The organism is Limnospira platensis NIES-39 (assembly GCF_026000695.1).
Taxonomy (GTDB): Bacteria; Cyanobacteriota; Cyanobacteriia; order Cyanobacteriales; family Microcoleaceae; genus Limnospira; species Limnospira platensis.
The window spans coordinates 2,667,894-2,680,367 of sequence record NZ_AP026945.1; the positions used below are offsets into that span (position 1 = coordinate 2,667,894).

Genomic DNA, 12,474 nt, shown 5'->3' on the forward strand with positions numbered 1-12,474 from the left:
TGTGAATATCATTATTTTTAATAGCCTCCTACTTCCCCCCTCTCAAACGTTTATCCGAGATCCGGCTGAAAAATTACAAAAGTATACTGCTTACTATGTTGGCTGTCGTCGAGTTAATGGCTTGTATTTACCACCGGAACGAACCATGGTTATTAATCAAGATAATGCCCTCGGTAAGGTGCAGGAACAGGTGTTTAAATTAATTGGATTTGCTCCGGGTATCTACAGGAAAATTAAACAATTAGATCCGGTTCTCATTCACGCTCAATTTGGCTTGAGTGGGGCGTTAGTGTTGCCGTGGGTACGATCGCTAAAAATTCCCCTTATCGTTCACTACCGGGGCGCAGATGCTACGGTAAATAAAGAATCATCTCAGTATACCTCCCTCAATCACTGGATTTATTTTCAACGCCAAGAAACCCTCAAAAGGGAGGCTAAACTATTTTTAACGGTGTCTAAATTTATCCATAACCAACTCGTGAAACAGGGGTTTCCGCCTGAAAAGATTCGCTCCCACTATCATGGGGTTGATGTCGATAAATTTGCACCCGATCCGGTGATCGTTCGGGAACCTGTGGTGTTATTTGTCGGCCGTTTAACCGAAAAAAAAGGCTGTAAATATTTAATTAAGGCGATCGCTCAAATACAATCCCAACAACCAGATCTAAAATTAGTGATCATTGGTGATGGCCCCCTACGAACCGCCCTAGAAACCGCCGCCGCCAATACCCTCAAAGATTACCAATTTTTAGGCTTACAACCCCCGGAAGTTGTTAAATATTGGATGAACCGCGCCCGCATTATGGCAACTCCCAGCATCACCGCATCCCAGGGAGACTCAGAAGGCTTACCCAACGTGGTACTGGAAGCCCAGGCCATGGGACTTCCTGTGGTCAGCACCTACCACGCAGGGATCCCAGAAGCCGTCATCGATGGAGAAACCGGGTTTCTGAGTCCCGAAGGAGATGTGGCGGGGTTGGCAGAGTCTATATTACGATTATTCAATGATGCTGAACTTTGGCAAAAACTTAGTCAGCGAAGCCGAGAACACATGGAGGCGAACTTCAACCGCGATCGCCAAACGCGAAGATTAGAAGAAATTTATACAACAGTTTTAGCGCCGCCAGGATTAGGGAACGCAACAGAGCCAGCATAATGAAAAAGTTTACTGTATAATAACTATAGCAATTTACTGAGCCATAAACTCAATCTTAATGCGTATTTTGTCTATTCATAACAATTATCAAATTCGAGGCGGGGAAGACGAATCAGCCCAAGCCGAAGCCAATTTGCTCAAAGAAAATGGTAATCAAGTTGATATTTATCAAGATAGCAATGATCGAGTTGCCACCCTTAATCAAACCAATTTAGCCTTGACAACCATTTGGTCTACAGAAGCCTACCAAATAGTTAAACAGAAGTTACGAACTCATCCCACAGATATTGTCCATGTTCAAAACTTTTTCCCCTTGATATCTCCATCGGTATACTATGCGGCTAAATCTGAGGGAGTTCCCGTAGTTCAGACCCTCCGAAATTACCGATTAATTTGCCCTAATGGATTATTTTTTAGAGACGATCGCATTTGTGAAGATTGCCTAGGTAAATTTGTACCTTATCCCGGAGTTATTCACGCCTGTTACCGACAAAATCGAGCCGCCAGTGGCGTAACTGCAACCATGTTAACCCTACACCGTATGGCTCGCACGTGGGTAAATCAGGTAGATATATTTATTACCCTCAGCCAATTTGCGCGCCAGAAATTTATTCAAGCCGGGTGGTCAGAAGACCAAATAATCGTTAAACCTAACTTTGTCTATCCCGATCCCGGAGTTGGCAACGGGGAAGGGGGATATGCACTCTTTGTAGGTAGATTATCTGTAGAAAAAGGCTTAGATGTGCTGATTGATGCTTGGCAAAATCTCCGTCAACCAGTACCCTTAAAAATTGTGGGAGATGGTCCTTTAGTTCCCCGTGTCCAAGCCGCTGCTGAGAAATTACCTCACATTCAATGGTTAGGACGTAGACCCCTCCCAGAAGTGTATAAATTGATGGGAGAAGCAATGGTTTTAATTTTCCCTTCTAAATGGTATGAAACCTTTGGTAGAGTGGCTGTAGAAGCCTTTGCTAAGGGTACTCCGGTCATTGCTTCTAACTTAGGTGCGATCGCCGAATTAGTAGAACATGGTCGCACGGGACTCCTATTTAAACCCGGCGATCCTATCAGTCTTACCGAACAAGTTGACTCCCTAATTTCTCATCCCAAAAAACTCCCCCAAATGCGTCGAGAAGCACGAGCAGAATTTGAAGCCAAGTATACAGCACCACAAAATTATCAGCAACTTAAATCAATTTACCAGTTAGTTTTAAGTAAATCCTAGTAGATTTAGTTACTCATGAAAATTAACCACAATCAGCCAATATTAACTAAACCCAAAAAAGGATATATTAAACTATCTACCCTGACTCTAGTTGCCTTCAGTTCGGCATTTTTTTCCCGGGTACTTCAGCTTTTAAAATTCCCATCAATTGTTAACTTATTGCATCTGGGAATAGTGCCATGGCTGTTTGCTTTTGCTCTGTGGAAAACCAAAGTCAAAGACCGACAACAAATTACCATCATTAAAGAAATGGTAGTTGCCCTATTTATCTTTCTGGTAATTTCGGTAGCAAGTGCCTTATTAAATACCGCAGGTTTAATTAATATTGCCGTTAATTTCTTGTTGTTATGTGAACATTTTTTATTTATTGTTATTATTCTGACTGTCCCGATTACTTTAGATAAGTTAAACCAATTGCGTGGCTATATTGTTTTTGCATCCTTCACTAATCTAGCATTTGCCTATGTGCAACAGTATGTTCTGCATCTCCATCTACGCCAGGGATTAGAAGACAATATCAAAGGTGTTTTTATTGCCCAAGGTGCCGGTCATGTCATCGGTGCTTCTGTATCATTAACCTTTGGAATTTACTATTTTTTTGCTGCCAAAAATCTGCCTATATGGTTGCGGACTGTGGTGATTTTAGCAACTTTTTGGCACATGGTTATTTCTGATGCTAAACAGGTGGTTTTAGTGTTTGGCATTGCTGGAGTATTTCTGCTATTGACTAAGTTTAAAAATCTGGCTGATGCCATTAAGTTTTTAATTATTTTTGGGATATTATCTTATGGGTTTTGGTGGGCGATTCATAATGTACCTGGTATGGGTGCTTTTCAAACTTGGATGCGGCCGGAAATTTATGGACCCGAAGGAGAAGCTACTTTACTGAAATCTGCTACCTTTCGCATTGTTCCGACTTTCTATGAGTCTCCCCTTCATCCTTTACTAGGCTTAGGTCCTGGTCACACTGTAGGAAGACTAGGAGGCTGGATGCTGCGGGAATATGCGTTTATTTTAAGACCCCTTGGGGCTACTTCACACCCAGCTACTAATGCCATTTGGGGAGCCGCAGGAGCTAGTTGGTTAGGAGATCAATCGAGTATGTTTTCTCCCCTGTTTGGTTGGGCGGGAATTTGGGGAGATGTAGGTTTTTTGGGACTGGCATCATTTTTATATATTTGGTTTGTGGTTTGGCGTAGACTCTGTTTTGATGATATTTCTAAGTTTCTGGTTTTATGTCCCTTGTCTTTTGGGTTAATTTTTACTCAGATGGAGGAACCAGGTTATATGATTTATCTGGTTTGTATTGTGGTTTTGCGATGGCAAGAATATCACTTTAGTCGTCAATCTACTTATATCCCTAAACCGCCACGACTAACTATTAAGACTCTTCTGAGACCTAAAGTTTTACTCCGCGCTTTATTGCTAATAGGATAGTGGGGTAATTATTACCGGATTCTGATTAACTTAACTTTTAGATAGTCTGGGGACTGATTGACCGCCTAGCAGTTGATGGGTTTCTCGCAATAATTGGGGGATTTTATCGGCGTGGGGACTATTTTTTAAACAGTGGCTTAAATCTACTTGGTCAATAGTGGCGGCGTTTTGTCCGGGGAACCAATGACCACCATTTCCGAGTAAGTTATAGCGCATTTTACCATATTCTATCATATCGTATGCGATCGCCAAATTTCTTAACCACAGAATGATGGGAATATTAATATTATTGGGTGTATCTTCTGGGTTAGGTAAACCCTGATTCCATGTCTTTAACCAATCTTCCCCTAGGGCTTCTATAGAGGTTTTCTCTAGCTTTTCTAAAATGGGGGGTACGATTTCATCCCAACGGTCTAGGAGGTCAAGAGTCTGTAAATGTTCATCAAAATCTGTAGGTTTAGATGCGCCTAAACTGAGGGTATGAACCTGGGGATGAGATAAACAAAATAAGTTGTTAAATACAATGGGACTAATGGGAGAACATAGGTCTACCAACTTTTGAGGCGGATCATATAATTTCCCACCTTTATCAGAAGGACTGATGATAAATACTCCCATATCATGACGGGTGGCGGCTTCAATAGCGCGCCAATTTAGTTGATTGATATAATACCAGTGTAGGTTAACATAGTCGAATTTATCAGTAGCGATCGCATTAACAATAACATCCGTTGGCGCGTGGGTGGAAAAGCCAATAAATCTCACTTTTCCTTCTTTTTGTAATTCTTGAGCCACTTCTAAACAGCCACCGGGTCGAATCGAATATTCTAAAAGTTCCGGGGTATTAATCCCATGCAGACCCAATAAATCTACATGGTCTAACTGTAAATATTTCAGGGATTTTTCAAAGTCACGGCGAAACTCAGCCGGGTCAGGTTTCGGGGAAACTTTGGTTTGAACAATTAGCCTTTCCCGGGGTAGTTTTGGTAAAATCCAACCCAGTTGCATCTCTGATGTACCGTAACCCCTAGCGGTTTCAATATGGTTAATTCCCGACTCTAGGGAACGGCGAATTACCGCTTCTAAATTCCGCTGACTTTCGGGGGGTATTTTTTCAGGAGAGGCATCTTGCCATTGATATTGATACCGCATTCCACCACAGGATAATACAGGCATCGGCAGTTCAGTTCGTCCAAACCGTCTATAGTGCATCATCGGCTATTTCCATTGCAACAATTAGGGGAAATAGAAACCAGTGCTTGTGTTTCTATCCCCCGGTTTTTAGGATTATGAAATCTCGCGGACAATAGGTTGACCGTCTTTGATTTCTCCCACTAGGATAACATCAGCTACACCCACAAACAAACCATTTTCTAAAACCCCAGGAATATTGTTGAGGGTTTTTTCTAATTCGGCGGGATTATCGATCGCATCAAATTTGACATCAATCACCATATTTCCCTGGTCTGTAATCACAGGTCCAGCTTTTTTGACTCCCATTCTCAGGGTCGGTTTCCCCCCAAGTTTAGTAATAGCTGCCATTACCGGAGTCATCGCCATTGGTATAACTTCCACGGGTAATAAAAATGTAGAACCCAGACGATCTACCATTTTAGAACCATCTACAACTACAATAAACTGATCTGCTAAACAGTCTACAATTTTTTCGCGAGTGTGAGCGGCACCACCACCTTTGATTAAATTTTTGTTAGGATCGACCTCATCAGCACCATCAATAGCGATATCAATATGGTCAATTTCATCTAAAGTGGTGAGGGGAATGCCATATTCCTTGGCAAGTACAGAGGCTTGGAATGAGGTGGGAACGCCTTTAATATCTTTGATTTCCCCACTTTTGAGGCGTTCTCCTAAAAATTGAATTGTGTATGCTGTGGTTGACCCCGTTCCCAGTCCGACAATGGAACCGGATTTAACCCGGTCTGCTGCCGCTTTGCCAACCTGTTGCTTCATTAACTTAACGGGGTCTTGTTCTGGACTCATGCTAAATACTCCTAAAGGACAGTTTTGGATAACTGTAGTTTGATCAACAATTTTTACTTTATCGCGTTTTGTACCTTGGCAAACATCAGATTTGAGTCAAAACCAAAATTCCCTAGGGTTGGATAAGTAGCGTTGGTGTTGTATTATATCATAGCATAGCCTTGGTTTGAATAAGTGATAACTTTGGGTAACTGTTGGAGGGTTGCCAATTCTGCCTAATACTATCACAGATTATTATTAGTTGTATAAACACGCATTTGAGGTAAGTTAGTGAATTCCGAACAGATTAAGGTTTATTGTTGTCAAGGTCAGCAATTTTTGAGTCAGGGTGATTATCCGGCTAGTATTGACGCTTATATGAAGGCTTTAGAACTGGATCTTAATAATGCCGAGGTTTATATCCTGTTGGCAGAAGCATATATTTATAATCAGGAAATTGATCCGGCTATTTCGGCTTTAGAAAAGGCTTTGGAATTACAGCCTGATTTGGCTACGGCCTATGGGCGAGTTGGTAATGCTCTGCAAAGGTGTAATTTTCTGGATTTGGCGATTTGGGCTTATACTCAAGGGTTAGAAATCGAGCCTAATTATAGCATAGCTTATAGTAATTTGGCAGGTATTTATTATCAACAAGAGAGATGGAATGAGGCGATTAATTGTTATCAGAAATGCCTAGAAATTGCTCCTAATTTAGCGATTGTTCATTGGATGTTAGGAAATGCTCTGATTAAATCAGGGGATATTTCGGGGGCGATTACCTGTTATCAGCGGGCGATTAATCTACAACCTAATCGACCAGAATTTTATTTAAAACTGGGGGAAGCGTTGGCAAAAAATCGTCAGATTAATGAGGCGATCGCCAATTATCAAACCGCCCTAAAACTTGATGCTAATAATAGTGATATTCTCGCCAAAATTGCCGAATTAAAATCTCTGCTAGAAACTCCAGTTTCGGGGTCTATCAGTGAATCGATGAATTTTATAGAAGATGCCACCGACAGTTTTGATGAACAGGGGGTAGATTTTTCTGGTCAAGTCTTAGAAGGGGAATTACACTATCAGGAAGACACCCAGGAATCAGAGGATTTAGTTACCTCTCCCACTGAACAGTTATTAATTAAAACTGATGAGAAATTTGTGGCAGAAAAGCCGATAAATCCCAGGGTATTATCTTTACAAAAACAAGCAGAATTATATTTATCTCAAGGCAAATTAGAGGAAACTGTTGCCACCTGTCAGGAAATATTAAAACTCGATCCTAATTTTTTATTAGTCTATGTAGTCCTAGGTAATGCCTTACATTTTCAAGGCAAAATATCCTCAGCAATTCGCGCCTATAATCAAGCCTTAGAAATTAATCCTAATTTTGCGGAAGTTCATGCTAATCTAGCGACGATGTATCTGCAAAATGGGCAGGTAAACGAAGCGATCGCCGCTTATCAAAAGTCCATTGAGATTAAACCGGACTTGGCGGCGGTACATTGGAATTTAGGGAGAGTTTATCAACAATTAGGAAATACAGAAGCCGCCATTAATTCCTGGAAAATCGCCTTAGAATTAAAACCCGATTTAGTAGAAGCCGAATTTAACTTTGAGTTTGGCAATATTCTGGCGCGGCGGGGTGAATACGAACAGGCGATCGCCAGTTATCAACGGGCAATTTCCCGGAAACCCAATTGGGCGGAACCCTATGCTAATATCGGCTGTTTACGGGTGCAGCAAGACCGATTAGAAGAGGCTTTAGAACAGTTACAAAAAGCCATTTCTCTCAACCCCAAAATGCCAGAAATGTATCTACACACCGCCCGTATTTTTACCAAAATGCGCCGCCACCAAGATGCCATTAATCACTATCAAAAAGTCATTGAGCTGAAACCCAATTTTCCCGATGCCTATGCTAATTTAGCTAATATGCAGGCAACCATTGGACAACTACCAGAGGCGATCGCCAACTATCAAAAAACCCTACAATTAAAACCAGAATGGGCAGAAGTTTACTGTCGCCTCGCCCACATTCAAAAACAAAAGGAACCCAAAGAAGCCGTAGCCAACCTAGAAAAAGCCCTGGAGCTTAAACCAGATTTTGCCGAAGCCTATCAACAACTATGTGATCTTCTCAGCCATTCCACCAATTTAGGAAAAGCCCGAAAAGTAGCCGATCGCTACTGGGAAAACTGCGGTAAAACTCTACCAGTCCTATGTGCGATCGCCTATATTTTTTCCTATACTCAATCAGGGGCTTGTGAACAGGCATTAGCCAAACTAGAAGAATTGATAAAAATCTGTAATAATAGCATAGAAACCCTGACCCAGATTGAAATTAGGCTAATTTATGAAATCATTTTATTTACAGTTCCTCACCTCCGGGATAACTTAGAAGGAAACGCCCACTTTTATCGTCTAATTTGTCAATATTATTACCAAGAACCCATAGCCACTCCCCCGTCGATTTATGCCGAACCGCGTTCACCTTTAAAAATCGGTTTTCTTTCCAAGCATTTTCGCCGCCATTCCGTGGGTTGGTGTGCGGAAGGAGTCATCAAAGAAATGTCCGCAATTACCCCCCATATTAATTTATATATTAGTGGGATACTGCACCCCGACGAGGTAACAGCCAGATATGAACAAACCGTGGCTAAATGTTATTGGCCGAAATCCTATCCTAATGGTTTTGCATCCCCAGAAGAATTAAGTCAACAAATCCGAAGCGATCGCATTGATGTATTAGTTGATCTCGACTCAGTAACCATTCCAGTAAACGTGCAAGTTTTGCATAAATCCCCCGCCCCAGTTTGTGTAACTTGGTTAGGATTTGATGCCCCCTATCTCACCCGTAATCACTATCTAATTTGTGACCAACATAGTCACCCACCAGGAATAGAAAAACATTATCTCGAACGCCTAGTTAGGCTACCAGATACCGCCGTAGCCATAGCCGGACTTCCCACCCGTCCCGTAGATAGAAACATGGTAAGACAACAGTTAAATATCCCCCCGAATGCAGTAGCTTATCTATGCGTTGCGCCGGGGCGAAAAACCAATGGGGAGATGATTAAAGCCCAGGTTAATATTCTGCGATCGGTTCCCAATAGTGTATTAATTCGGAAAGGTCAAGGCGATGCCCAACTCCTGCGAGAAATGTATAACCAAGCCTGCCAAGAAGTAGGGGTTGATCTAAATCGTTTAATCTTCTTAGGACTCACCCAAACCGAAGAAGAACACCGGGCGATTTATAAAGTTGCGGATGTCATGTTAGATTCCTACCCCTACAATGGAGGAACCCATAACCTAGAGGCATTATGGTCAGAATTACCCGTAGTCACCAGGTCAGGCAGACAGTATTTATCGCGGATGGGTTATGCTTTCCTAAAAGCAGTTAACCTAGATATAGGTGTAGCTTGGAGTTGGGAAGAATACACCCAACTAGGGATTGAATTTGGTCACAATGCCCCATTAAGACAGCAAATTAGTAGCCATTTAGCCAGAGTTAAACAACCAGACACCCTCGCCCCCTTGTGGAATCCTAAACAGTTAGCCGCTCAAATGTATCGAACTTTTGAACAATTAAGGCACGTCACTAATTAGGAACATCTCGCCCAGAAACGTTATCATGGACGATAGCACAATTAACTGTTGAGTTGGACCACTAAGGTCGCTATCGTGGAACATCCCGTTTCATCTACTGTTCACTGTATTAACCCCAAATGCCCTAAACCCCACGGCCAGCCTTGGGGTAATAGGTTTTGTCAAAGTTGCGGTGCGCCATTGCAACTCAACGATCGCTATATTCCCTTAGATAGTCTAGGAAGTGGGGGATTTTCCCGGCTGTACACCATTTGGGACTTGAAAACCAAATCCGAAAAAGTCCTGAAAGTCCTCGTGCAACCCGACCCCAAAGCCCTAGAATTATTTGAACAAGAAGCCAGAGTTTTGGCATCCCTACACCATTCGGGAGTCCCACGGGTAGTCCCAGACGGCTATTTTTTCCTACGAAGACGCAACCGTAAACCGTTAGAATTTCCCTGCTTAGTCATGGAAAAAATTAACGGCCCTACCTTGGAGGAAGTTCTCGCCGAATATCCCCAAGGCTGTCCTGAAGAGTTGGTCATGCTGTGGCTGCATCAGGCTTTGGATATTTTGCGGGAGTTACACAAACGCGGAATTGTACACCGAGACCTGAAACCGTCTAACCTGATGTTGCGTTTACCCCACCCACAAACCCTCGACTACAACCACCTTGCCGATAGTCCCTTGGTGATGATTGACTTTGGCGGCGCGAAACAAATTGGGGCTTTAGTCCATAGCGATCGAGAAACTACCCCCAGAAGCCATACCCGCCTAGTTTCTCCCGGTTATAGTCCCCCGGAACAAATAGTTGGAGCCGCCATAACTCCGGCTGCCGATTTTTATGCTTTGGGGCGAACCTGTATCCACCTGTTAACGGGTGTGTTTCCCGCCGAACTTGAAGACCCCATGACCGGAAAATTGCAATGGCATCGGGTGGCAATCACTCCAGCCTTGGCGGAATTACTTGATTGTATGGTCGAGAATGATCTAAATAACCGCCCCCAAAATGCTGATGATATTCAAACCGATCTATTCCGCATCGCCAGAATGAAAAAGCATCCCCGCCGAATGATGTCATTTCCTCAACTGTGTCTCGATGTGATCAAAACTGCATTGATTGAAGTCGATCGCATTATCTGGACGGGATTACAATTGGTTGGGCGGAGCGTCCTGGCTATATCTCAGGCTACCACTCAAACCCTTTGGCAAATCGGGCTGGCTAGTTCAGGAGGCATGGTGGGGGCAGGGTTAGGGTTTATTTTAGCCTATCAGTCTCCCTTCGGTCAAATATTAGGGGATTTACTCAAGCCTTCTTTACACCTGTTTTTCCGTCATCTATCTAATAATTTGGGCGCGGAAATTATAGTGTTAAGTTTAGCTGGTTTAGGCACAGGTTTGGGCTTGACCGATGGCGCAGGTTTTAATCAACGCCGTCGCTATAAATGGGCGGCCGGGATGGGTGTATTAGGATATTTAACGGGGGGGTTACTGTGGCGCATTATCAGTACCATCTCCTCAGTGCCAGGGTTGGGCAATTTGGCTATGGCGAGATGGTTTTGTATAGGAATTACTACCCTTATTTTAACGTGGGGATTGGGTTGGAAAAGCCATCGCTCGGTTTATGCGATCGTTTCCGCCAGCACCACCAGCGCCATTTTTTGGGGTTTAGCTAACTTGGAGATTCGGCAAATTGATCTATTACTACAATTTCCCCAAGTTGGCCTGATACCAGAGTGGTTACAGTTCTGGTCTGGTATTACTTTTGTCGGTTTATTGGGCTGCACCATTGCTTTATCTTTGGCAGTAATTCACTATGTAATTATCCCGATTTTACGCCTTCTAGGATGGAAATAAATATCAGCAATAATCCCGCTGTTGATAGCAGTGTTTATATGTCTAGTTACTCATCAAATATAGGTAAAGTAAACCAGAATGTTGCTCCTTCCTTCGGAGTGGCGATCGCACCTATTTTACCACCGTGGGCGTTGATAATTTGCCGACACAAATATAAACCCAAACCTAACCCTTGAATATTACCCACAGTTCGCCCCCGTTTATATAAATCAAAAATCCCATCTAATTCCTGTTCACTCATACCATTACCATTGTCTTTTACAGTGCATCGGATTAACTTAACCTCGGTATTTTTTAGGGAGATAAATTCTGTAATTAACTCCGCTGACAGAGTGATAATAATACCCGGAGGATTATATTTAATCGCATTATATAACAGATTATCAAAAACTCTCCATAGCTGATTAGGGTCAGCTTGAACAGCCGGTAAATTCTCCGGTATCTGATTGTTTATTTCCGCTTGTTCCTTTTGTAAAATTAGCTCTAATTCTAGAGATAATCTGTTAGTAAATTGACGCAAATTTAACGATTGACAATTAAGATGAATACCTTTTAATTCTATATCGCTGGTTTGCACAAGGGAATTAATCAAAGCCAATTGGCGCGTGCAACTGTTAGCCATGCGCTTTAAAATTGATGGGGCTACAGGTAATTCTTCATAATTTTCTGGTATTTTTTTCAGGAGATTTTGCAGCACCATTAACATTCCAGTAACCGGATTTCGTAAATCATGGGACATGGCATGAATATAAATCCGCAGTGCCGATTCTATATTTTGGCGCTCCGTAATTTCTCGCTCTAATTCATGATTTTGGGTGATTAATTGCTGTTTTTGTTGACTAATAGTTAGCTGGGTTCTCACCCTCGCTAAGACTTCCTGCACATGAAAGGGTTTAGTAATATAATCTACCCCTCCCAAATCAAAAGCTAATACCTTATCCATCGTATCACTCAACGCACTCAGAAAAATAATAGGAATCTCTCTAGTTGTCGGGTCATCCTTTAAATATTTAGCCACCTGATAACCGTCTAATTCTGGCATCATAATATCCAGTAAAATCAAATCAGGTGTTTCCGCTTCTACCGCCTGTAGCGCCCGCTGACCATTGATAGCTTTACGGACTTTATAGCCCTGTTCTAGTAACATTTGCGACAGGAGGCGCAGGTTCTCTGGAATATCATCAACAATCAAAATATCAGGTTGAAATTCCGAACTAATATCGCGATTCATATT

Annotated in this window: 8 protein-coding genes; 5 read left to right on the plus strand and 3 right to left on the minus strand. The window is 42.4% G+C overall.

Annotated features, from left to right (window positions below):
* Position 1: 1 nt before the first annotated feature.
* Genes N39L_RS13000 through N39L_RS13010 form a run of 3 tightly spaced genes read left to right on the plus strand, consistent with a single transcriptional unit; the run spans position 2 to position 3,818 of the window.
* On the plus strand, positions 2–1,156 hold the full coding sequence (locus tag N39L_RS13000; protein ID WP_006619475.1) for a glycosyltransferase: 1,155 nt from the start codon (positions 2–4) through the stop codon (positions 1,154–1,156).
* Positions 1,157–1,214: 58 nt separating this feature from the next.
* Positions 1,215–2,381 (plus strand): glycosyltransferase, encoded by a 1,167-nt coding sequence (locus N39L_RS13005; protein ID WP_006619474.1) that lies wholly within the window; start codon positions 1,215–1,217, stop codon positions 2,379–2,381.
* Positions 2,382–2,396: 15 nt separating this feature from the next.
* The gene (locus tag N39L_RS13010; RefSeq protein WP_006619473.1) at positions 2,397–3,818 is read left to right on the plus strand and encodes a hypothetical protein; all 1,422 of its coding nucleotides are present in this window, start codon (positions 2,397–2,399) and stop codon (positions 3,816–3,818) included.
* A 30-nt stretch (positions 3,819–3,848) separates the two neighbouring features.
* Here the strand turns inward: N39L_RS13010 and N39L_RS13015 are convergent, their stop codons facing one another.
* Positions 3,849–5,030, minus strand: coding sequence for an aldo/keto reductase (locus N39L_RS13015; protein ID WP_006619472.1), 1,182 nt, complete (start codon positions 5,028–5,030; stop codon positions 3,849–3,851).
* Positions 5,031–5,105: 75 nt separating this feature from the next.
* Entirely contained in the window at positions 5,106–5,819 is a 714-nt protein-coding gene (gene rpiA, locus N39L_RS13020; RefSeq protein ID WP_006619471.1) for a ribose-5-phosphate isomerase RpiA, read from the minus strand.
* A gap of 270 nt (positions 5,820–6,089) precedes the next feature.
* On the opposite strand from rpiA, the gene N39L_RS13025 reads away from it, so the two are divergent.
* Positions 6,090–9,404 carry a tetratricopeptide repeat protein gene (locus N39L_RS13025; protein ID WP_006619470.1) on the plus strand — a complete coding sequence of 1,105 codons (3,315 nt, stop codon included), beginning with the start codon at positions 6,090–6,092 and terminating at the stop codon, positions 9,402–9,404.
* 75 nt (positions 9,405–9,479) lie between these two features.
* Complete coding sequence (locus N39L_RS13030) at positions 9,480–11,240, plus strand: serine/threonine protein kinase (RefSeq protein ID WP_006619469.1); 1,761 nt, start codon at positions 9,480–9,482, stop codon at positions 11,238–11,240.
* A 46-nt stretch (positions 11,241–11,286) separates the two neighbouring features.
* On the opposite strand, the gene N39L_RS13035 is transcribed toward N39L_RS13030, so the two are convergent.
* Positions 11,287–12,471, minus strand: coding sequence for a hybrid sensor histidine kinase/response regulator (locus tag N39L_RS13035; protein WP_006619468.1), 1,185 nt, complete (start codon positions 12,469–12,471; stop codon positions 11,287–11,289).
* Between the last annotated feature and the right edge of the window lie 3 nt (positions 12,472–12,474).